The organism is Pseudomonas fluvialis (assembly GCF_014207935.1).
In the GTDB taxonomy this organism is placed as follows: domain Bacteria; phylum Pseudomonadota; class Gammaproteobacteria; order Pseudomonadales; family Pseudomonadaceae; genus Aquipseudomonas; species Aquipseudomonas fluvialis_A.
In genome coordinates this window covers 440,010-461,460 of sequence record NZ_JACHLL010000001.1, presented here as the reverse complement: position 1 = coordinate 461,460, position 21,451 = coordinate 440,010, and the positions used below count along the sequence as shown (strand labels likewise).

The 21,451-nt window shown below is 64.1% G+C and carries 20 protein-coding genes; 7 read left to right on the top strand and 13 right to left on the bottom strand.

Features of this window, described 5'->3' with window-relative positions:
• Positions 1-49: 49 nt before the first annotated feature.
• Genes ubiB through ubiE form a run of 3 tightly spaced genes read right to left on the bottom strand, consistent with a single transcriptional unit; the run spans position 50 to position 3,034 of the window.
• Entirely contained in the window at positions 50-1,639 is a 1,590-nt protein-coding gene (ubiB, locus tag HNP49_RS02080; RefSeq protein ID WP_184680188.1) for a ubiquinone biosynthesis regulatory protein kinase UbiB, read from the bottom strand.
• A complete protein-coding gene (locus HNP49_RS02075) occupies positions 1,636-2,253 on the bottom strand; it encodes an SCP2 domain-containing protein (RefSeq protein ID WP_184680186.1) in 618 nt (205 codons plus the stop codon). Before HNP49_RS02075 ends, ubiB begins: the two co-directional genes overlap by 4 nt.
• A 10-nt stretch (positions 2,254-2,263) precedes the next feature.
• On the bottom strand, positions 2,264-3,034 hold the full coding sequence (gene ubiE, locus HNP49_RS02070; protein WP_184680185.1) for a bifunctional demethylmenaquinone methyltransferase/2-methoxy-6-polyprenyl-1,4-benzoquinol methylase UbiE: 771 nt from the start codon (positions 3,032-3,034) through the stop codon (positions 2,264-2,266).
• A gap of 136 nt (positions 3,035-3,170) precedes the next feature.
• On the opposite strand from ubiE, the gene HNP49_RS02065 reads away from it, so the two are divergent.
• From HNP49_RS02065 to HNP49_RS02055, 3 genes are all read left to right on the top strand, one after another.
• Positions 3,171-3,449: a polyhydroxyalkanoic acid system family protein gene (locus tag HNP49_RS02065; RefSeq protein WP_184680183.1), complete on the top strand. Its 279-nt coding sequence runs from the start codon at positions 3,171-3,173 to the stop codon at positions 3,447-3,449.
• Between the two features lie 108 nt (positions 3,450-3,557).
• The gene (locus HNP49_RS02060; RefSeq protein WP_184680181.1) at positions 3,558-3,968 is read left to right on the top strand and encodes a phasin family protein; all 411 of its coding nucleotides are present in this window, start codon (positions 3,558-3,560) and stop codon (positions 3,966-3,968) included.
• Between the two features lie 10 nt (positions 3,969-3,978).
• The gene (locus HNP49_RS02055; RefSeq protein WP_184680180.1) at positions 3,979-4,671 is read left to right on the top strand and encodes a phasin family protein; all 693 of its coding nucleotides are present in this window, start codon (positions 3,979-3,981) and stop codon (positions 4,669-4,671) included.
• A 58-nt stretch (positions 4,672-4,729) separates the two neighbouring features.
• Here the strand turns inward: HNP49_RS02055 and HNP49_RS02050 are convergent, their stop codons facing one another.
• The 10 genes from HNP49_RS02050 to HNP49_RS02005 all read right to left on the bottom strand — a co-directional run bounded on the left by HNP49_RS02050 (position 4,730) and on the right by HNP49_RS02005 (position 17,462).
• Positions 4,730-5,344, bottom strand: a complete 615-nt coding sequence (locus HNP49_RS02050; protein ID WP_184680179.1) for a TetR/AcrR family transcriptional regulator — start codon at positions 5,342-5,344, stop codon at positions 4,730-4,732.
• A gap of 73 nt (positions 5,345-5,417) precedes the next feature.
• Positions 5,418-7,100 carry a class II poly(R)-hydroxyalkanoic acid synthase gene (gene phaC, locus HNP49_RS02045; protein ID WP_184680178.1) on the bottom strand — a complete coding sequence of 561 codons (1,683 nt, stop codon included), beginning with the start codon at positions 7,098-7,100 and terminating at the stop codon, positions 5,418-5,420.
• A 192-nt stretch (positions 7,101-7,292) separates the two neighbouring features.
• Positions 7,293-8,150, bottom strand: coding sequence for a poly(3-hydroxyalkanoate) depolymerase (phaZ, locus tag HNP49_RS02040; protein WP_184680177.1), 858 nt, complete (start codon positions 8,148-8,150; stop codon positions 7,293-7,295).
• Between the two features lie 152 nt (positions 8,151-8,302).
• Positions 8,303-9,979 carry a class II poly(R)-hydroxyalkanoic acid synthase gene (gene phaC, locus HNP49_RS02035; protein WP_184680176.1) on the bottom strand — a complete coding sequence of 559 codons (1,677 nt, stop codon included), beginning with the start codon at positions 9,977-9,979 and terminating at the stop codon, positions 8,303-8,305.
• A 290-nt stretch (positions 9,980-10,269) separates the two neighbouring features.
• Positions 10,270-10,644, bottom strand: coding sequence for a gamma-butyrobetaine hydroxylase-like domain-containing protein (locus HNP49_RS02030; protein WP_184680175.1), 375 nt, complete (start codon positions 10,642-10,644; stop codon positions 10,270-10,272).
• A gap of 40 nt (positions 10,645-10,684) precedes the next feature.
• Positions 10,685-12,022, bottom strand: a complete 1,338-nt coding sequence (hslU, locus tag HNP49_RS02025; protein ID WP_184680174.1) for an ATP-dependent protease ATPase subunit HslU — start codon at positions 12,020-12,022, stop codon at positions 10,685-10,687.
• Between the two features lie 23 nt (positions 12,023-12,045).
• Positions 12,046-12,582: an ATP-dependent protease subunit HslV gene (hslV, locus tag HNP49_RS02020; protein ID WP_095941088.1), complete on the bottom strand. Its 537-nt coding sequence runs from the start codon at positions 12,580-12,582 to the stop codon at positions 12,046-12,048.
• Between the two features lie 97 nt (positions 12,583-12,679).
• Positions 12,680-13,414, bottom strand: coding sequence for an SPOR domain-containing protein (locus tag HNP49_RS02015; RefSeq protein WP_184680173.1), 735 nt, complete (start codon positions 13,412-13,414; stop codon positions 12,680-12,682).
• Positions 13,415-15,154, bottom strand: a complete 1,740-nt coding sequence (gene argS, locus HNP49_RS02010; RefSeq protein WP_184680171.1) for an arginine--tRNA ligase — start codon at positions 15,152-15,154, stop codon at positions 13,415-13,417.
• 91 nt (positions 15,155-15,245) lie between these two features.
• Entirely contained in the window at positions 15,246-17,462 is a 2,217-nt protein-coding gene (locus HNP49_RS02005; RefSeq protein WP_184680169.1) for a primosomal protein N', read from the bottom strand.
• Positions 17,463-17,627: 165 nt separating this feature from the next.
• Between HNP49_RS02005 and rpmE the strand changes: the two genes are divergently transcribed.
• The 4 genes from rpmE to HNP49_RS01985 all read left to right on the top strand — a co-directional run bounded on the left by rpmE (position 17,628) and on the right by HNP49_RS01985 (position 21,449).
• A complete protein-coding gene (gene rpmE / locus HNP49_RS02000; RefSeq protein WP_184680168.1) occupies positions 17,628-17,840 on the top strand; it encodes a 50S ribosomal protein L31 in 213 nt (70 codons plus the stop codon).
• A 22-nt stretch (positions 17,841-17,862) separates the two neighbouring features.
• Positions 17,863-18,663 carry a thermonuclease family protein gene (locus tag HNP49_RS01995; protein ID WP_184680166.1) on the top strand — a complete coding sequence of 267 codons (801 nt, stop codon included), beginning with the start codon at positions 17,863-17,865 and terminating at the stop codon, positions 18,661-18,663.
• Positions 18,660-20,093 carry a M48 family metalloprotease gene (locus HNP49_RS01990; RefSeq protein WP_184680165.1) on the top strand — a complete coding sequence of 478 codons (1,434 nt, stop codon included), beginning with the start codon at positions 18,660-18,662 and terminating at the stop codon, positions 20,091-20,093. Before HNP49_RS01995 ends, HNP49_RS01990 begins: the two co-directional genes overlap by 4 nt.
• A gap of 87 nt (positions 20,094-20,180) precedes the next feature.
• Entirely contained in the window at positions 20,181-21,449 is a 1,269-nt protein-coding gene (locus HNP49_RS01985; RefSeq protein ID WP_184680163.1) for a malic enzyme-like NAD(P)-binding protein, read from the top strand.
• The last annotated feature ends 2 nt before the right edge of the window (positions 21,450-21,451 follow it).

Below are 21,451 nucleotides of genomic sequence, written 5' to 3'. Positions count from 1 at the left end.
TGCCGCAATCAAGGTAGGTGACTAGTCTGCCAGTCCGCTTGCGGGCTGGCTATCGACGCACGATCAGGTACAGGCCGCCGCCAAGCATCAGCCAGGCCGGCCAGGCCAGCAGGCTGAGAGTTATGCCCTGTGAGACGCCGCCCGCGATGAGCGCGGCACCCAACAGGCGCAGCGACCTGTGGCCGTTAGCTGTTGCCGGTGCGGCTGGCGCACTGGCAGGCAGACTGAGCCGCTCCAGAGTGTCGCGGGCCATCTGCGACAGGTGCGGCACCTGCTCGGCCTGGCTCTGCAGGTTGCGCAGCAGCTGCAGCGGGCTGATGCGCTCGCGCATCCAGCGTTCGAGGAAGGGTTGGGCCGTGCTCCACAGGTCGAGGTCCGGGTACAGCTGGCGGCCGAGCCCTTCGATGTTGAGCAGGGTCTTCTGCAGCAGTACCAGTTGCGGCTGGATTTCCATGTTGAAGCGGCGCGCGGTCTGAAACAGGCGCAGCAGCAGCTGGCCGAAGGAGATGTCCTTCAGCGGCTTTTCGAAGATCGGTTCGCACACGGTGCGGATCGCGGCTTCGAAGTCGTTGACCTTGGTGTCGGCCGGCACCCAGCCCGAATCGATGTGCAGCTGGGCAACCTTGCGGTAGTCGCGCTTGAAGAAGGCGATCAGGTTGCGCGCCAGGTAGTCCTGATCTTCCGGTGTCAGGCTGCCGATGATGCCGCAGTCGATGGCGATGTACTGCGGGTTCCACGGCGTGCGGGTGCTGACGAAGATGTTGCCGGGGTGCATGTCGGCGTGGAAGAAGCTGTCGCGGAACACCTGGGTGAAGAAGATTTCCACGCCGCGTTCGGCCAGCAGTTTCATGTCGGTGCGCTGATCGGCCAGGGTCGCCAGGTCGGTGACCTGTATGCCGTAGATGCGCTCCATCACCAGCACCTTGGGCCGGCACAGGTCCCAGTGCACCTGCGGCACGTAGAGCAGCGGTGAACCGTCGAAGTTGCGCCGTAGCTGGCTGGCGTTGGCGGCTTCGCGGAGCAGGTCGAGTTCGTCGAAGATGGTCTTCTCGTAGTCGCTGACTACTTCCACCGGGCGCAGGCGGCGGGCTTCGGCGGAGGCTTTCTCGGCCAGTCGGGCGAGCAGAAACAGCCAGGCGAGATCCTGACGGATGGTCGGGCGCAGGTTCGGGCGGATCACCTTGACCACCACTTCCTCGCCACTCTTCAGTGTTGCGGCGTGCACCTGAGCGATCGAGGCCGAGGCCATGGGTTCGGTTTCGAAGCGGGCGAAGACGTCACCGACCTTGGCGCCCAGTTGCTGCTCAATGCGCGCCACCGACTCGGCGGCGGGGAAGGGCGGCACCTGATCCTGCAGTCTGGCCAGTTCGTCGGCGATATCCGGCGGCAGCAGGTCGCGGCGGGTGGAGAGCAGCTGGCCGAACTTGATGAAGATCGGGCCCAGATCCTCCAGCGCCAGGCGCAGGCGTTCGCCGCGGGTCAGGGCCAGGGGCTTGCGCGGCAGCCAGCGCCACGGCAGCAGGGCGCCGAGCACGCGCATCCACAGGGGCAGGTGCAGGGCGAACAGCAGCTCGTCGAGCTGATAACGGATGACCACGCGCTGGATGCGCAGCAGGCGGCGAACGGCGAGCAGCTTCATGCTTTCGGTGTGCTTCTGTGAACGAGGCGCTCAATGCGCGCGTCGAGACGGTCGAGGGCCAGCTTGAGCTGGTCGAGTTCGGCAAAGCGGGCTTCGGCTTCACGCTGGCCGACCAGGCTGCGGGCTTCTTCACTGAGGTAGTCGGCCAGGTTCTGGCGCAGGCTGCCGGCGCTCTGGCTGGCCCAGCTGAGACGGCTGCGCACATGGCTGCCGACCAGCTGACTGGCCACCGGGCCGAGCCAGCGGCTCAGCTCGTACTCCCAGTCAAGTTCCAGATCCTGAAGGATGCCGGCCAGGGTCATCAGGGCGGCGCTGTCGCCGCTCAGCTCGACGTCCAGCTGGTGCAGGATGGCGGTCTTGTTCTGACTCAGGGCAAGGCGCACTAGGCTGCTGGCCGGTGCCTGCAGGCTGCAGCTGATCTCGCCGTGCCACTGGCTGGCCAGGTGCAGGCCGTCGACATCCGGCAGCAGGTAGAGGCTCATGGCCGGGCTGCTGCAGTGTACCGCCAGCACCTTGCCGCTCAGCGGGGCCAGACGCGGCAGCGCCGTGGCATCTAGTGTCAGCACGCGGTTGATGCCACTTTCCACTCCCGCCAGCAGAGCCTGGGTCAGCATGGGCGTGGCCTCAGGGCTTGATGCCGCGGTGCAGGGCGACGATTCCGCCAGTCATGTTGTGGTAGGTCACGCGCTCGAAGCCTGCCTCGGTCATCATGCCCTTGAGGGTTTCCTGGTCCGGATGCATGCGGATCGACTCGGCCAGGTAGCGGTAGCTGTCGGCGTCGTTGGTGATCAGCTTGCCGGCCAGCGGCATGAAGGAGAACGAGTAGGTGTCGTAGGCCTTGGCCAGCAGCTTGTTGCCCGGCTTGGAGAACTCCAGCACCAGCAGGCGCCCGCCCGGCTTGAGCACGCGCAGCATGGAGCGAATGGCATCGTCTTTGTGGGTGACGTTGCGCAGGCCGAAGGCGATGGTGACCACGTCGAAGTGGTTGTCGGGGAACGGCAGTTTCTCGGCATCGGCCTGGACGAACTGCACGTTGCCGGCGACGCCCTTGTCGAGCAGGCGGTCGCGGCCGACCTTGAGCATCGACTCGTTGATGTCGGCCAGCACCACCTCGCCAGTCGGACCGACCAGGCGGGAGAACTGGCGAGCTAGGTCGCCGGTGCCGCCGGCAATATCCAGCACGCGGTTGCCCGGACGCACGCCGGACAGTTCGATGGTGAAGCGCTTCCACAGGCGGTGCATGCCGCCGGACAGCACATCGTTCATCAGGTCGTACTTGGCGGCGACGGAATGGAACACCTCAGCCACTTTCTGCGCCTTCTGGCTTTCCGGGACGTCCTGGAAGCCGAAATGGGTGGTGGGTTCCTGCTCTGGGGCCTTGCGCGGGTCGCTCATGTCGCTCTCACCGGATAAAGATCGCGCGCCATTCTAAACCTGCGCCGTGGCTTTGTCTTGGCGGGTGCTGCACGGGGTGCCCGCCTGGCGCCGGGCTGGTAGAGTGGGGCGACTCAATGCCGCAGCTGGAGCAGACATGGCACGCATCACCGTTGAACGCCCGCACAACCTGGGACTGGAGGCCGCACGGGCCAAGGCAGAACAGCTCGCCGAGCGCCTGGCCAGCGAGTACGACGTGCGTTATCGCTGGGCCGGCAACACGCTGGAGTTCAAGCGCAGCGGTGCCGATGGCAGCATCGAAGTGGCGGCTGATCTGGTGCGGGTGCGCCTCAATCTGGGCTTGCTGCTCTCCGCGCTGGGCGGATCGATCAAGGCGGAAATCGAGCGCACGCTGGATCAGTCGCTCAAGAGTTAAGCGGCATTTGTGCATCCTAGTATGCGGTTTCTAATTTTCCTCGCTAACTTGCCTACAACTCCCCACTCCGGGGGCGTTTATCCCGCCACTTAGAACGTGAGGTGAATCATGGCTAAAGTTGCTGCGAAGAAAGTTGAAGAGAAAGCTACCCTGCTGACCGACGTGAAGCATGCGGCACGTCAAATCTGGCTCGCGGGTCTGGGCGCATACTCCAAAGCAGGTCAGGAAGGTGCTGATTACCTGAAAGACCTGATCAAGTCCGGCGAAAGCGTCGAGAAGCAAGGCAAGAAACTGGTGACCGAGCAGGTCGAAGCGGCGAACGATACCGTCAAGACCGGCGTTTCCAGCGTGAAGGAAAAGGTTGAAGTACAGCTCGACAAGGTCGAGAAAGCCTTCGACGCACGCGTGGCCAGCGCCCTGAACCGTCTCGGTATCCCGTCCAAAAAGGACGTTACGGCACTGTCTGCTAAGCTCGATGAGTTGAGCGCATTGCTCGAGCACGCCTCGCGTAACAAATAAGGAGAGCAGGATGGCTGGCAAGAAGAAAGTCGAGAAAGAAAACACTTCCTGGGTCGGCGAGATCGAGAAGTACTCCCGTCAGATCTGGTTGGCAGGCCTGGGTGCCTATTCCAAGGTCAGCAAGGACGGCACCAAGCTGTTCGATGGTCTGGTCAAGGACGGCGAAAAGGCCGAGAAACAGGCCAAGAGCGAAGTCGGCAAGCAGGTAGACGTGGTCAAGTCTTCCGTCGACAACGCCAAGTCCAAGGTTGAAGAGGTCAAGGACAAGGCGCTGGGCAAGTGGAGCGAGCTGGAAGAGGCTTTCGACAAGCGTCTGAACAGCGCCATTTCCCGTCTCGGCGTACCGAGCCGCAATGAAGTGAAATCGCTGCAGGCCAAGGTGGATACCCTGACCAAGCAGATTGAGAAGCTGACTGGCGTATCTGTCAAGGACGTCAAACCGGCGCCGAAGAAAGTGGCCGCCAAGCCTGCTGCTGCCAAGGCTCCTGCCAAAGCACCGGCAAAAGCCGCTGCCAAGCCGGTTGCCAAGGCTCCGGTCAAAGCTGCTGCCAAACCAGCCGCTAAGCCGGCCGCCAAGCCTGCTGCCAAGCCGGCGGTGAAGAAGGCTGCTCCGGCCGCCGCTGCCAAGCCCGCCGTGGCTCCGGCTGCTGCCCCGGCCGCTGCCGCACCGGCTGCTCCGGTAACGCCGAGCAGCGCTTCCTAAGCGCTCGCTCTGTCGAAGAAAAAGCCCGGCTTCGGCCGGGCTTTTTTGTGCCTGTGAATCAGGCTTCCAGGTAGCGCTGCGCCAGGCGTTCTGCCGCCGCCCTGGGCTCTGGCTTGAGATGCGGGGCAACTAGCATCATCACTTGATAGACCACCAGCTGGCTCTCGCCGGGAGCACCGATGATGCGTTGGTAATCCAGCGAGAACAGCAAGGTCAGGGTGATCTGCTCGACCAGTTGACCGAGTGCCTGGGTGTTGCTGTTGAGCTGATCGTCGGCCTGCAGGCGTGCGAGCAACGAGGCCAGGGTGCGCTTGAGCACGTTGAGCCACAGGCGGATGCCATGCGCCAGCTTGGGCAGACGGCTGGCCAGGTTGGACAGGTCTTGGAAGAGGAAACGGTACTGGGCCAGGCGCTCGACGATCAGGTGCAGGAACAGCCAGTAGTCCTCGACGTCCAGGCGGGCATCTGCCGGCGGGTTGAGCAGCGGTGCCAGCTCATTGTGGAAGCGCTCGAACAGGGCAAGGATCAGCGGCTCCTTGCCATGAAAGTGGTAATAGAGATTGCCGGGGCTGATGCCCATCTCGGTGGCAATTTCCAGCGTGGTGACGTTCGGCTCGCCCTGCTCGTTGAACAGCTGCAGGGCGCATTCGAGGATGCGGTCGCGTGTCTTCATTGCTTGTTCTTATGGTGCCGCAGGAAGCCGCACGATAACCCGTGTAGCCTCGCTGCGGAATACGGCGAAGAGTTCAGCGTACGTGCACGTAAGTGCCGGGAGCCTCCTCCATGGGTGGGTACTGCGCGTTGCCGAGCTGGGTGCTGGTCGCCTGTGCTTCGCCGGAACGCTGCTGGATCCAGGACAGCCATTGCGGCCACCAACTGCCGGCGTGGCGATTGGCTTGCGCCTGCCAGGCCTGCGGGTCGGCACTCTGCGTGCCGCCTTCGAAATAGGTGGCCTTGGGGTTGCCTGGCGGATTGAGGATGCTCTGGATATGGCCGCTGTTGGACAGCACGAACTGCGCCTGGCCTCCGAGCAGTTGCATTGAGCGGTACACCGCCGGCCAGGGCGTGATGTGGTCGTTGATGCCAGCCACGGTGAAGCTGTCGACGTTGACCTTGTGCAGATCGACGGGGGTGCCACACACCTCCAGGCCGCCAGCATGGTTGAGCGGGTTGTACTTGAAGATGTCCAGCAGGTCGCCATGCAGGGCGGCGGGCAGACGGGTGTTATCGTTGTTCCAGTAGAGAATATCGAAGGCAGGTGGCTGCTTGCCCAGCAGGTAGTTGTTGATCCAGTAGTTCCACACCAGATCGTTGGGACGCATCCAGGCAAACACCCGGCTCATGTCGCGGCCATCCAGCACGCCACGCTGGTAAGAGCGGCGCTTGGCCGACTCCAGAGTCTGCTCATCCACCAGAAGGCTGGCGGGGGAGTCCATCTGCGCATCCAGCAGGCTGACCAGGTAGGTGCAGCTGGCGACCTTGCGCAGCTGGCGCTTGGCCTGCAGGTGGCCCTGCAGTGCCGCCACAGTGAGGCCGCCGGCGCAGGCGCCGACCAGGTTGACCTCCTTGCTGCCGGTGATGGCGCGGCAGGCATCGCTGGCTTCTTCGATCGCCTGTACGTAGGTCGACAGGCCCCACTCGCGGTGCCGGGCATCCGGGTTGCGCCAGGAAATGGCAAAGACCTGCAGGCCGTTTTTCAGGGCGTACTGAATGAAGCTCTTGTCCGGACTGAGGTCGAAGATATAGAACTTGTTGATCTGCGGCGGCACGATCAGCAGGGGGCGTGGGTACTGCTTTTCGCTCATCGGTTTGTACTGGATCAGCTCCAGCAGCTCGTTGCGAAACACCACATTGCCCGGCGTGCAGGCCAGATTGCGGCCGACCTCGAAGGCATGCTTGCTGACCTGGCTGGGCATGCCGTCGTTGTTAAGCCAGTCGTCATACAGGTGCTGCAGACCGTTGAGCAGGTTCATGCCGCCGGTATTGAAGACTTCCTTGACCACCAGCGGATTGAGCAGGGTATTGCTCGGTGCCAGGGCGTCGGTGAGCACGGAAAGAATGAAGCGCGCACGACTGCGGTCGCCCTCCTCGAGATTGCTGCCATCCACCCAGGCGCCGAGCTGGCTCTGCCAGGCCAGATAGGCCTGCAGCGAGCGGCGGTAGAAGGGGTTGAGGCGCCAGGAGGGATCCTGGAAGCGACTGTCGTGCGGGTCGATAGCGAAGGGTGTGTCGCCCAGCAGTACCTTGCCCAGTTGCTGGCCCAAGCGAAGGCTGTGGCGGGCGCTGTGCAGCGGCTGGCGTACGCCCTGCAGGGCCAGCAGCTTGAGGGTCGATAGCAGGTCGCGGCGATGCAGGCCGGCCACGGCGTCATGGGTCGTCAGGTAACTCTGCGCAGCAGCAGGTCGAGTTTCTGCTGATATGTCGTGCATGGGGGCAACACTCCGTTGTCAAACCGGGCAGACAGGTCGTTACAGCAAGGTTCATACCCGTCGCGCTAGAGGTGCATTCCAGACAACCGCGCGCGGGAGGCAAGGCAGGCTTAGTGTGCGGAAACGGAGCCGACCGGAACAACCTGCCCAAGGATCGGGCAGGTAGGTTGGCTAGCGTAGATCAATTGACGCTCAGTGGTTGGGCAGACTGTGCGGCTGAGGGTGCATTACTGCACGTTTTCGCTCTTCAGCGAGGAATTTCATGATGATCGGCGCCACGGTTTCGGCGCGGGTGACCAGGAACAGGTGGCCGTCATCGATGATGTGCAGTTCCGAGTTGGGAATGCGCCAGGCCAGCATGCGCATGTTGATCAGTGGGATGATCGGGTCGTCGTCGCCTGCCAGCACCAGGGTTGGCTGCTTGATCCGGTGCAGCCAGTGGAAGCTGGTCCAGCCGAGGCCGGCGAACAGCTGCCAGTAGTAGCCGAGCTTGCCCGATGAGCGCACCTTGCTGGCGTGTGCCAGGGCCAGGCTAGGATCGCGGCGGAAGGCGCCGCCGTAGATGTCGCCGGCGATGTGTACGCCATAGGACGGTTGGATGTAGCGCCGGGGGCTAGCCATGCGCAGCAGCACCTTGGGCTTGCCCGGCACCATGATGGCGCCGGCGGCGGTGGCGGCGAGAATCAGCTTCTTGCAGCGCTCTGGGTAGTCATAGGCAAACTGCTGCGCCAGTGCACCGCCCCAGGACACGCCAATCGCATTGACCTGGCCGTAGTCGAGGTAGTCGAGCATGCGCGCGGCCAGCTTGGCCAGGCCAGGGAATCGGAAGGGCGTTCCGGGCGTCGAGGAGCCGCCCACGCCGGGTACGTCGAAGGCAATCACTTCCAGGTCCGGATCGAGTGCCTTGACGAAGGGCATGACCAGTTCCAGGTTGGCGCCGATGCCGTTGAAAATCAGCAGCGGAGTCATGCTGCCGTTGCCCGGTCGAACGGCGGTGCGGATGGTCTGATCGCCCAGTTCGATGGTGCGGAAAACAAATGGTTGCGGCATACGCTTGGCCTATCCAGTAAACCGTGGGGTCACGATCATCCGGACCGTTTCCCGTTAACGCCGGTATGGAACCCGGCGCAGCACTGTCCGACCTCAGGTCGGACAGTGAGCGAGGCGGCACGTCCGGGTGCCGCAGTGACCGTCACGAGTGCTTAGCGCTCGTGCACGTAGGTACCGGGCGCAGCTTCGCCGGCCGGGTACTTCTTGTTGCCCAGGCTGCTGGGCGTTTTCTTGCTTTCGCCGGAGCGCGCGGTGATCCACTTCTGCCAGTGCAGCCACCAAGAGTCGGCATGCTTGGTAGCGCGTTCCTGCCACAGCTTGGGATCGCTGGGCATGTCCTCACCGGTCATGAAGCGTGCCTTGGGGTTGCCCGGCGGGTTGAGGATGCTCTGGATATGGCCGCTGTTGGACAGCACGAACTCGACCTTGCCACCGGACAGCAGGGCCGATTTGTAGCAGGCCTCCCACGGGGTGATGTGGTCGGTGGTGCCCGCCACGCAGTAAAGGTCGCTGGTGACCTTGGAGAGGTCGATCGGCGTGCCGCACACCTCAAGGGCATTGGCGCGCAGCAGCGGGTTGGTCTTGAACATCTCCACCAATTCGCCGTGGAAGGCGGCCGGCAGGCGCGTGGTGTCGTTGTTCCAGTAGAGGATGTCGAACACCGGCGGCTCATTGCCGAGCAGGTAGTTGTTGACCCAGTAGTTCCAGATCAGATCGTTCGGACGCATCCAGGCGAACACCTTGGCCATGTCCTTGCCTTCCAGTACGCCGGATTGGTAGGAGCGGCGTTTGGCGGCTTCCAGGGTTTTCTCGTCGGCGAACAGGGCGACCTGGGTGTCCAGGGTGAAGTCGAGCACGCTGACCATCTGCGTGACCGCATTGATCTTGTTCACGCCCGTAGCGGCAAAGTGGCCGAGCAGGGCTGCGGTGGTGACGCCGCCTGAGCAGGCTCCAAGGGTGTTGATGTCCGGGCTGCCGGTGATGGAGCAGACCACATCGATGGCTTCCTTGAGCGCCTCGATGTAGGTCGACAGGCCCCACTCGCGGTGAGCCTTGGTCGGGTTGCGCCAGCTGACGATGAAGGTTTGCAGGCCATTGCGCAGGCAGAAACGCGCCAGGCTCTTCTCCGGCGACAGGTCGAAGACGTAGAACTTGTTGATCTGCGGCGGCACCACCAGCAGCGGGCGGCTCAGTACCTGCTCGGTGACCGGCTTGTACTGGATCAGTTCGAGCACTTCGTTGCGGAAGACCACGGCGCCTTCGGTGGTGGCCAGGCTCTTGCCCACCTCGAACGCAGTCATGTCGGTCTGGCTCGGCATGCCGCCGTTGTTGACCAGGTCCTTGGCCAGATGCGACAGGCCGTCGAGCAGGCTCTTGCCGCCGGTCTCGAAGAAGCGCTTGACCGCAGCCGGGTTGGCCAGGGTATTGGTCGGCGACATGGCTTCGGTCATCAGACTGATGACGAAGTGCGCGCGGCTGGTGTCCTGTTCGGACAGCGAGCTGGTGTCGATCCAGTCGTGCAGTTCCTTGCGCCAGGCGAGGTAGGTCTGCATGTAGCGCTTGTACAGGGGATTCTGGCTCCAGGCCGGGTCGGTGAAGCGACGATCATCGCTTTCCGGCCTCAGCTCAGAGCTGCCCAGCACCACGTCTTTGAGTTGCAGGCCGAAGCGAGCAACGTGCTTGGTACTGTGAATAGGTTGTTTCAGCGCCTGCATGAGGACCATGCGCGCCGAGGTGAGGATGTCCTTGCCACGAAATCCGATTACCGGGTTGAGGCCAAGGGTGCTTTCAGCCGCCTGTTGTGGCAGGTCATTATTCTTGTTGGTCATCTACGACGCTCCATTGTCCAGAGACTGATACCGGCGTGCGACTGTGTCTCGGACACAGCGGTCATGGACCTGGTACTGCTCGGGTTGACGTGTGACGGAGCAGGCTCCGCCTTGCGGTGGCATTGGTTGGGCCAATGCATGGAGCCTGCCACCTTCTGGTTACCCGAGTTTTACAGATCACGCAAGCGTTTACGCCGGTGTTTGTTTGGCGGCGAGTATTGCAAGGGACTTTAGAAAATGCGCCCTAACCTTGGGCGTAGAGGGTGCGGCAAGCAGCCGCAGGCACCGCTTCAGAGCATCAGGCGCACCACGGATTCGTCCGGGTTGCGTGACTTGCCGGCGGCTTCCAGCTGCGCCAGGTAATCGCTCCACAGCTCGGCCTGACGAGTGGCCAACTGATACAGGTAGTCCCAGGTGTACAGGCCGCTGTCGTGGCCGTCGTCGAAGGTCAGCTTGAGCGCATAGTTGCCGGCCGGTTCGATCTTCAGCAGGGCAACGTTCTGCTTGCCGTACTGCAGGATCGGCTGGCCGTGCCCCTGTACCTCGGCCGAAGGGGAGTGCACACGCAACAGTTCGGCACTGAGGGAGTAGTGCTCGCTGCTGTAGCTCAGGTCGAGGGTGCGTGAGGCCTTGTGCAGCTGGATGGCGCTGGGGATCTTGGGCATGGGCCGGCGGGACGGTTGCCCGTCCCGTTCTCGCAGAGGGTCAGAGAATGTAGCGCGACAGGTCTTCGTCCTGCGCCAGCTCGCCGAGGTGGCTGTTGACGTAGCCCGCGTCGATGCGGATCGGCGCCTCGAGGTGCTGGCTGGCCAGATCGGCGGCACTGAACGAGACCTCTTCGAGCAGACGCTCGAGCAGGGTGTGCAGGCGGCGGGCACCGATGTTCTCGGTCTTCTCGTTGACCTGCCAGGCGATCTGCGCCAGGCGCTGGATGCCGTCGGCGGCGAACTCGATGTTCAGTCCTTCGGTCTTCAGCAGCTCGCGGTACTGTTCGGTCAGGGCGGCGTGCGGTTCGGTGAGGATGCGCTCGAAGTCCTGCGGCGACAGAGCCTTGAGTTCGACGCGGATCGGCAGACGGCCCTGCAGCTCCGGTACCAGATCGCTGGGCTTGCTCAGGTGGAAGGCGCCGGAGGCGATGAACAGGATGTGGTCGGTCTTGACCATGCCCAGCTTGGTATTGACCGTGCAGCCTTCGATCAGCGGCAGCAGGTCACGCTGCACGCCTTCGCGGGAGACATCGGCGCCGCCGACATTGCCGCGCTTGGCCACCTTGTCGATCTCGTCGATAAACACGATGCCGTGTTGCTCCACCGCTTCCAGGGCCTTGGCCTTGAGTTCTTCCTCGTTGACCAGGCGGGCGGCTTCCTCGTCACGGATCAGCTTGAAGGCTTCCTTGACCTTGAGCTTGCGGCTCTTCTTCTTGCCCTTGGCCATGCCGGAGAACAGGTTCTGCAGCTGGCTGGTCATTTCCTCCATGCCCGGTGGCGACATGATTTCAACGCCCATGGGCGAGTCGGCCACCTCGATGTCGATTTCCTTGTCGTCCAGCTGGCCTTCGCGCAGGCGCTTGCGGAACAGCTGGCGGGTGTTGCTGTCCTCGCGTACCGGCTCCTCGCCGAAACCGGCGCGGGCTGGCGGCAGGAGGGCATCGAGGATGCGTTCTTCGGCGGCGTCTTCGGCGCGGAAGCTGACTTTCTGCACTTCCTGCTCACGCAGCATCTTCAGCGCGGCATCGGCCAGGTCACGGATGATCGATTCGACATCGCGGCCGACATAGCCGACCTCGGTGAACTTGGTGGCTTCGACCTTGAGGAACGGCGCATTGGCCAGTTTGGCCAGGCGGCGGGCGATTTCGGTCTTGCCGACGCCGGTGGGGCCAATCATCAGAATGTTCTTCGGCGTGACTTCCTGGCGCAGCTCGGCGGGTAGCTGCATGCGCCGCCAGCGGTTGCGCAGGGCTATGGCCACGGCGCGCTTGGCGTCGTCCTGGCCAATGATGTGGCGATCCAGTTCGGAAACGATTTCGCGGGGTGTCATGGACATGGCGGGGCTCCGGCGGAGGCGGCTCAGACGGCCGAATCCAGCTCCTCAAGCGTCAGATTCTGGTTGGTGAACACGCAGATGGAGCCGGCGATGTTCAGGGCGGTTTCGGCGATCTCGCGGGCGGACAGTTCGTCGCCGCCTTTCTGCAGCAGGGCCAGGGCGGCAGCCTGGGCGAAACCACCGCCGGAACCCATGGCGATCAGGCCGTGCTCGGGTTCGACCACGTCACCGTTGCCGGTGATGATCAGCGAGGCATCCTTGTTGGCCACCGCCAACATGGCTTCCAGGCGGCTCAGGCTGCGGTCGGTGCGCCAGTCCTTTGCCAGCTCGACGGCGGCACGCACCAGATGGCCCTGATGCTTTTCCAACTGCCCTTCGAAGCGCTCGAACAGGGTAAAGGCGTCGGCCGTGGCGCCGGCGAATCCGGCAATCACCTGGCCATGATAGAGGCGGCGCACCTTCTTGGCGTTGCCTTTCATCACGGTGTTGCCGAGGGATACCTGGCCGTCGCCGCCCATGACGACTTTGCCATGGCGCCGCACTGAAACGATGGTGGTCAAGGGGAGAGTCTCCGCGCTACTGGGCCGGTTGGCCCGAATAGAGACTCAGATGGGGGAGGCGCCCGGGCTTTTCAACCGGGGCGCCGGAAAAACCTGCTCAGCGGCTCTGACGCTGCTGTAACAGCAGATTGCTGAAACCGTTGCCGGCCAGCTGCTTCTGCGCGCTCGCCAGCTGCTCGCGACTGGCGTAGGGGCCAACCAGCACGCGGTGCCAGGTTTCCTCGCGGACCTTGCCGGATTCGATCTGCACGTTCTGCCCGAGTAGGATGATCTGTGCGCGCAGTTTGTCGGCATCGTTCTGGTTGCGGAACGAACCGGCCTGCAGGAAGAACTGCGTGCTCGGAGCTGCCTTGGCGGCTTCTACCGGTGCTGCAGTCTTGTCTGTGACCGCTTTGTCGGCCTCTGGCGTGGCGGCCGGTGGCGTGATTTTCGGTGGTTCGCGACCTTCCAGCAGCGCCAGAGCGCGCTCGGCTTCCTGTTCGGGCGTCAGCGGCACGGGTGCCGTGCTGGGCTTTTGCTCTTCGGGAATGGCTCCCGCTGGGACTTCGACCTGGGATTCCGGGAGCAGGGTATAGAAGTCGTACTTGGGCTTGACCGGTTGCGGCGTGGTGGCCGGCGTGCTCGGCTGCGGGCGTTCGCTGGAGGCCTTCTTGCTCTCGGCGGTTTCGCGCTGGATATCCTTGCGGCCAGGTTCCAACTGCATGAGGAAGGCGATGAAGCCGCCGATCACCAGGCCGCAGACCATCCACACCCAGCCCGGTACCGGCTTCTTCGCCGGTGCCTGATAGCGGCTGGCGCCGCGTTTGGGAGCGGGCTTTTTCTTGGCGCTCACTTACATGCGCTCCAGCGGCTGCAGGCCGAGCAGCTCCAGGCCCTGCTTGAGGGTGCGGCCGGTCAGTGCGGCCAGGCGTAGGCGGCTGTTGCGCACGGCTTCGTCTTCGCTGGAGAGGATCGGGCAGTTCTCGTAAAAGCTGGAGAACAGGCCGGCGAGGTCATACAGGTAGTTGCACAGCAGGTGCGGGGTGCCCTTGTCGGCGACGCTATTGAGCAGCTCGCCGAACTGCGCGAGCTTGCCGCCCAGGGCCTGTTCCTGTTCGGCCTGCAGGCTGATCTGGCCGCCGATGCTCTCGATGCCCTGACCCAGCTTGCGGAACACGCTGGCCACGCGGGTGTAGGCGTACAGCAGGTAGGGTGCGGTGTTGCCCTCGAAGCTCAGCATCAGCTCGAAGTTGAAGCTGTAGTCGCTGGTGCGGTGCTTGGACAGGTCAGCGTACTTCACTGCGCCGATGCCTACGGCGCGGGCGATGCTGCGCAGTTCGTCCTCGGCGAGGTCCGGGTTCTTGCTCTTGACCAGACTGTAGGCGCGCTCTTCGGCTTCGTCGAGCAGGTCGATCAGCTTCACTGTGCCGCCGTCGCGGGTCTTGAACGGGCGGCCGTCGGCGCCGTTCATGGTGCCGAAACCCATGTGCTCCAGCTGCATGCCGTCATGCACGAAATCGGCGCGGCGGGCGACCTCGAAGGCCATCTGGAAGTGCAGGGCCTGACGCTGGTCGACGAAGTACAGGGCGCGGTCGGCCTGCAGCTGCTGGCTGCGGTAGCGCATGGCGGCAAGGTCGGTGGTGGCGTACAGGTAGCCGCCGCCGGCTTTTTGCACGATGACCGGCAGCGGGTTGCCCTCGGCGTTCTTGAACTCGTCCATGAACACGCACTGGGCGCCTTCGCTCTCGCTGAGCAGGCCTTTTGCCCGCAGGGCCTCGACGATGCCCGGCAGGTCGGCATTGTAGGCGCTCTCGCCCTTGACGTCGGCCATCGATAGCTTGACGCCCAGGCGGTCGTAGACCTTCTGACAGTGCGACAGGGATATGTCGTTGAAGCGGTTCCACAGGCGCAGGCAGTCCTCGTCACCGGCCTGCAGCTGAACCACCAGCTCGCGGGCGCGGTCGGCAAACTCGGCCGAGTCGTCGAAGCGCTTCTTGGCGGCGCGGTAGAACTGCTCGAGGTCGGACAGCTCGCTTTCGGCGGCTGCCGGATTTTCCTCCAGGTAGGCCAGCAGCATGCCGAACTGGGTGCCCCAGTCGCCCACGTGGTTCTGGCGAATCACTGTGTCGCCGAGGAACTCCAGCACGCGGGCGACGCCGTCGCCGATGATGGTCGAGCGCAGGTGACCGACGTGCATCTCCTTGGCCAGGTTGGGCGAGGAAAGATCGACCACCACGCGCTGCGCCGGGCTGCTCTTGCGCACGGCGAGTTTGTCGTCGGCCAGCGCGGCCTCCAGACGCTGGGCTAGGGCGTCGCTGTTCTGGAAGAAGTTGAGAAAGCCCGGGCCGGCGATTTCAACCTTGCTGATCTGGCTGTCGGCCGGCAGGGCGGCGACCAGCTTTTCGGCCAGATCGCGCGGCTTCATGGCGGCAGGCTTGGCCAGCATCATGGCGATGTTGCTGGCGAAGTCGCCGTTGCTCTTGTCCTTGGTGTTCTCCACCTGAATCACCGGACTCAGGCCTTCGGGCAGTACGCCGTCGGCGGTGAGGCGGGTCAGGGCTTGCTGGATCAGGTGGCGAATGCTGTCTTTCATGGTCTGCTCGGTCGGCCGTGCGGGTCGCAAACCGGGCATTATCCGCGGCAGTCGTGGCCTTGCCAACCGCTCAGGGGGGAATGGTGGCGACTCAGAACAGGTCGAGCGGGTCGACGTCGATCGACCAGCGCACGCTGCGGCTGCCCGGCAACTGCTCCAGGGCCTGCAGCCAGGGCGTCAGCAGGCGGTGCAGAGTGGCGCGGTTGCCCGCCTGCAGCAGCAGCTGGGCGCGGTGGCGGCCGGCGCGGCGTTCCATCGGCGCGGGTACCGGGCCGAGCAGTTCGACCGTCTCCAGTTTCAGTTCATCGCGCATCTGCTCGGCCAGGCTGCAGGCGTGGTCGAGGAAGGCTTCGGCCTGGCCCGGCTGATGGGCGTCGGCGCGCAGCAGGGCGAGATGGGCGAAGGGCGGCAGGCCCGCGCCGCGCCGCTCGCTCAGGGCCTGCTCGGCGAAGGCAAAGTATCCCTGCTCGGTCAGCTGCACGAGCAACGGATGGTCGGCCAGGTGCGTCTGCACCACCACCTTGCCGGGCATCTCGGCGCGGCCGGCGCGGCCGGCGACCTGGATGATCTGTTGGGCCATGCGTTCGCTGGCGCGGAAGTCGGCCGAGAACAGGCCGCCGTCGGCATCCAGTACCGCCACCAGGGTGACGCGCGGGAAGTGGTGGCCCTTGGCGAGCATCTGCGTACCGATGAGGATGCACGGTTCGCCATGCTGGATGCGCTGGAACAGGCGGTCCATGCTGCCCTTGCGCGAGGTGCTGTCGCGGTCGATGCGTAGTACCTCGGTGTCCGGGAACAGGGTGCTCAGGCGTTCCTCGGCGCGCTCGGTGCCGGCGCCGACCGGGCGCAGGTCGAGGTGATTGCACTTCGGGCACTGGGCTGGCGGGCGCTCGCGGTGATCGCAATGGTGGCAGCGCAGCTCGCGGCTACGCTGGTGGTAGGTCATGCGCGCGTCGCAGCGCGGGCACTGGCTCATCCAGCCGCAGTCGTGGCAAAGCAGGGTCGGGGCAAAGCCGCGTCGGTTGAGGAAGACCAGCACCTGCTGACCGGCTTCGAGGGTCTGGCGGATGGCCTGTTGCAGCGGGCCGGAGATGCCCGAGTCGAGCGGCAGGCTCTTGATGTCGAGGCGAATGAAGCGCGGAGGCTGGGCATGGCCGGCGCGCTGGTTCAGGCGGAGTAGGGCATAGCGGCCGCTCTGGGCATTGTGCAGCGACTCCAGGGCCGGGGTGGCTGAGCCAAGTAGCAGCGGAATGTTCTCCAGTCTCGCACGTACGGCGGCCAGGTCGCGGGCGTGGTAGCGCAGGCCTTCCTGCTGTTTATAGGAGGCATCGTGTTCTTCATCGACGATGATCAGGCCCGGATTCTTCAGCGGGGTGAATAGCGCAGACCTTGTGCCGATAACGATGTCGGCGGCGCCATCGCGGGCGGCCAGCCAGGCATCCAGGCGCTCGCGATCGGTCAGGGCCGAGTGCAGCAGGACGATGCGCGCATTGAAGCGACGGGCGAAGCGCTCCAGGGTCTGCGGCCCCAGGTTGATCTCCGGAATCAGCACCAGTGCCTGCTTGCCGGCCTCCAGGGTTTCGCGGATCAGTTGCAGGTAGACCTCGGTCTTGCCGCTGCCGGTGACGCCGGCCAGCAGGGCGCAGTGGAACTGGCCAAAGCCGGCGCGAACGGCCTCGAAGGCGCGGCGCTGCTCGTCGTTGAGTGGCAGTTCGGCCTGGGCTAGCCAGGCGCCGTGCCGCTCGGCCGGTGCCTGGCGGCGCTCTTCGATGTGGATCAGGCCTTTGTCGAGCAGCAGCTTGAGGCTGTCGCGGTTGAGCTGCAGGCGCTCCAGCAAGGCCTGGGGCACACCATGGGGGTGTTGGCTGAGGGCGCGCAGGGCCTCGAGCTGACGCGGGGCGCGACTCAGGCGCGGGTCATCCAGCTGCGCGCCGGGGCTGACATGCCAGATGCGCTCGATGCGCGTCTCGGCCGGCTCGCCCTGGCGCAGCAGGGTTGGCAGGGCCCAGGCGAAGGTGTCGCCGAGGCTGTGCTGGTAGTACTGCGCGGCCCACAGGCTGAGCTTGAACAGGCTGGCCGGCAGCGGTGGTTGGCGATCCAGCAGTTGCAGGGCCGGGCGCAGCTTGTCGGCCGGTACTTCGGAGTGCGTCGTCAGTTCTACGAGGATGCCGATGATCTCGCGCCGGCCAAAGGGGACGCGCAGGCGCATGCCGGGCTGCAGGGCGGCGGGCACGCCGGCAGGTGGCAGGTAATCGAACAGCCGTCGCAGTGGCGAAGGCAGGGCAAGGCGCAGGATCACGGGGGACACGGCAGGCTCCGAACAGGCCGTGGATGCTAGCATGTCCGCCTATCGCGCAGTATTTGCCCATTGCTTGCAACGACCGGGTGGTCTGGTATCATCCGCTGCCCGATTTTCCGTGCGGTGCCTGGAAACGACTCCAGGTGGCGGCACACCACGCCCTGAGGAATCATCATGAAAGCGGACATCCATCCGAAGTACGACGAAATCACTGCTACCTGCAGCTGCGGTAACGTGGTCAAGACCCGTTCCACCCTGTGCAAGGATCTGAGCCTCGACGTGTGCGCCGAGTGCCACCCGTTCTACACCGGTAAGCAGAAAGTTCTGGATACCGGCGGCCGTATCGACCGCTTCAAGCAGCGTTTCGGCGTGTTCGGCACCAAGTAATTGGGCTGAAGGCAGCAACCTTATGGGTTGTTCCGTGCTGCTGAAAAAGGCGTCCCTGGTGGGCGCCTTTTTCGTTTCTGCGATTTGGCTGGGGGCGGCAGCAGCTGTCTGCCTGGAGCCTTCTGCTGGTCAGGAGGCGCGCGTCGAGCGTGCGGTGGATGGCGATACGCTCAAGCTGGTGGATGGCCGCAGCGTGCGCCTGATCGGCGTGAATGCGCCGGAACTGGCTCATCATGGCCGCCCTGCCGAGCCGCTGGCGCAGAAGGCGCAGCAGCGCCTGGCTGAGCTGCTCAGGCATAGCGGGCAGCGTGTGCGTCTGGTCAATGGCCAGCAGGCGCGAGATCACTACGGGCGAGTGCTGGCGCATGCCTTCGATGCCCGTGGCCGTAATCTCGAGGAGCAATTGCTCGCCGAGGGGCTGGGCTTCATGGTGGCGCTGGCGCCCAATGTGGCGCTCGCCGATTGCCAGGCGCAGGCTGAACAGCAGGCGCGTGCCTCGCGTGTTGGTGTATGGCGCAGCAGTCCGCAACGACAGGCCAGTCAGTTGGCCCAGGGTGGTTTTGCCCTGCTTCAGGGAAAGGTCGAGCGCGTTGATCGCAATCGCGGCGGGCTGTGGCTGGAAATGGTCGGGCCGCTGGTGATTCAGGTGCCGGGCAAGCAGTTGAAGCATTTCGCTGCCGCTGACCTTGAGGCGCTGACTGGGCGCGAGATTGAGGTACGTGGCTGGGCGATTGATCGGGCGCGTCGCGGTGGGCTCAAGCCTGGGCAAGCGCGCTGGCTGCTGCAGATATCGCATCCGCGGATGCTGGAGGTGCAACCATGAAAGCGTTGGGACTCGTCTGTCTCCTGGTGTTGTTGCAGTCGCTGGTTGGGTGTGCGGTCAATCCGGCAACCGGGCGTAGCGACTTCGTGATGATGAGCGAGCAGCAGGAGCTCGCCATGGGGCGTGAGTACAACCAGGAAATCGCCAAACAGTACCCGCGCTACCCCGACGAGGCGCTGCAGACCTATGTGCAGCAGGTGGGTGAACGCGTGGCTCGTTACAGTCACCGCAGCAACCTGGCCTATCGCTTTACCGTGGTCGACTCTCCGGATATCAACGCCTTCGCCTTGCCGGGCGGTTACATCTACATTCACCGCGGACTGATGGCCTATCTCAATTCCGAGGCCGAGCTGGCGGCTGTGCTCGGCCACGAAGTCGGGCATGTCACGGCGCGCCACAGTGTGCGCCAGCAGAGTCAGTCCACCGCCTGGGGCATTCTCGGGCAGGCCGTCGCGATCGGGACAGGTGTGGGGGCTGCGGCGGATATCACCAATGTGCTGGGCGGTGCGGTGGTCAGCGGCTATGGCCGTGATATGGAGCTGGAGGCCGATGGGCTCGGAGCCCAGTACCTGGCGCGCAGTGGCTACGATCCGCGCGCGATGATCGAGGTGGTCAAGGTGCTCAAGGCGCAGAGCGATTTCGCCCGCGATCAGGCGCGCGCCAAGGGGCAGGCCGAACCGCCGTCCAGCTATCACGGCCTGTTTGATACGCACCCCGATCACGATACGCGCCTGCAGCAGGTAGTCGGACCGGCCAGTGCGCTGGCGGTGGGTAGTGGTCAGGAGGCTCGGCGCGATGAGTATTTGCAGCGTATTCAGGGCCTGCCCTTCGGAGATTCGGCGGATACCGGTGTGCGGCGCGGGTCGGCGTTCTACCACCGTGATCTCAACTTCACGCTGCGCTATCCGCAGGGCTGGGCCCTGGACAATCGTCCCGACGTGCTGCTCGGGCAGTCCCCCGATGAGCAGGCGCTGCTGGCCATGACGCTGGGCGATGCTCGCGAGGGTGAGTCGGCTGCCGAGTTCCTGCAGCGCAAGGCGGGCGGGCAGGTGCGTGAGCAGCTGCCGCTGTCGGGGCAGGACGGGGTGGTCGGCATTCTGCCGGGGCGCCCATCCCGCCGTGTGGCGGTGGTGATGCGTGGCCGGCACGCCTACCAGTTCATCGGCGTGGTCCGCGAGGGTTCGCTGCAGGTCTGGGACGATGCGTTCATGCAGGTCATCAAGAGCTTCCGGCCGCTGCGTGCCGACGAGCGCAAACTGGCCGAGCCTCGCCGGCTTAAGCTGGTCAAGCTGCAGGCGGGTCAGCAGTTGCGAGACTTCATTGGCAAGAGCAGCAAGCCTGACGAGGCGATTGCACGCTTGCGTCTGCTCAATGGCCTGTACCCGGACGGGCAGGCCAAAAACGGCGAATGGCTGAAGATTCTTGACTAGCCTTTCTGGGGATTGACCTTGAGGCTGCGGGCGGCTTTGCCGTATGCTCCCAGCCCCTGTTGTACATCACCTAGCGGAATAGCGAACATGTCCGATCTGAAAACCGCCGCGCTTGAATACCACGCCAATCCTCGTCCCGGAAAACTCAGCGTTGAGCTGACCAAGCCGACGGCGACTGCCCGCGACCTGTCGCTGGCCTACAGCCCTGGTGTGGCCGAGCCTGTGCGTGAGATCGCGCGTGATCCTGAGCTGGCCTATCGCTATACCGGCAAGGGCAATCTGGTGGCCGTGATTTCTGACGGCACCGCCATTCTCGGTCTCGGTAACCTGGGTCCGCTGGCCTCCAAGCCGGTGATGGAAGGCAAGGGCGTGCTGTTCAAGCGCTTCGCTGGTATCGACGTGTTCGATATCGAAGTCGACGCCGAGAGCCCGCAGGCGTTCATCGATACCGTCAAGCGTATCTCCATAACGTTCGGTGGCATCAACCTCGAAGATATCAAGGCGCCCGAGTGCTTTGAGATCGAGCGCGCGCTGATCGAGCAGTGCGACATTCCGGTGTTCCACGATGATCAGCACGGTACTGCCATTGTCACGGCTGCCGGCATGCTCAACGCTCTCGAAATCACCGGCAAGACGCTGCCGGAAGCCAAGATTGTCTGCCTCGGCGCGGGTGCTGCTGCGATCTCCTGCATGAAGCTGCTGGTGAGCATGGGCGCCAGGGTTGAAAACATCTTCATGATCGACCGCAAGGGTGTCATTCACTCCAAGCGTGACGACCTCAACCAGTACAAGGCCGTGTTCGCACACGAGACCGACAAGCGCACTCTGTCCGAGGCGCTGGATGGTGCTGACGTATTCGTTGGCCTGTCGGGCGCCAACCTGCTCAGTGCCGATGATCTCAAACGCATGGCGCGTGATCCGATCGTCTTCGCCTGTTCCAACCCGGATCCGGAAATCAAGCCGGAACTGGCGCGTGAAGCGCGCCCGGATGTGATCATGGCGACCGGTCGTTCGGATTACCCGAACCAGGTCAACAACGTGCTGGGCTTCCCCTTCATCTTTCGTGGCGCTCTCGACGTACGTGCGACGCGCATCAACGAAGAGATGAAAATTGCCGCTGCCCACGCGCTGCGCGAGCTGGCCAAACTGCCGGTTCCGCAGGAAGTCTGCGATGCCTATGGCGGCATCGCCCTGAACTTTGGGCGTGAGTACATCATTCCGAAACCGATGGATGCACGCTTGATCACCGTGGTTTGCGATGCGGTGGCCAAAGCGGCGATCGATAGTGGTGTGGCGACCTTGCCGTACCCGAAGCATTACCCGCTGCAGTCTGTTAACGACGTGTTCAACGGCTGATT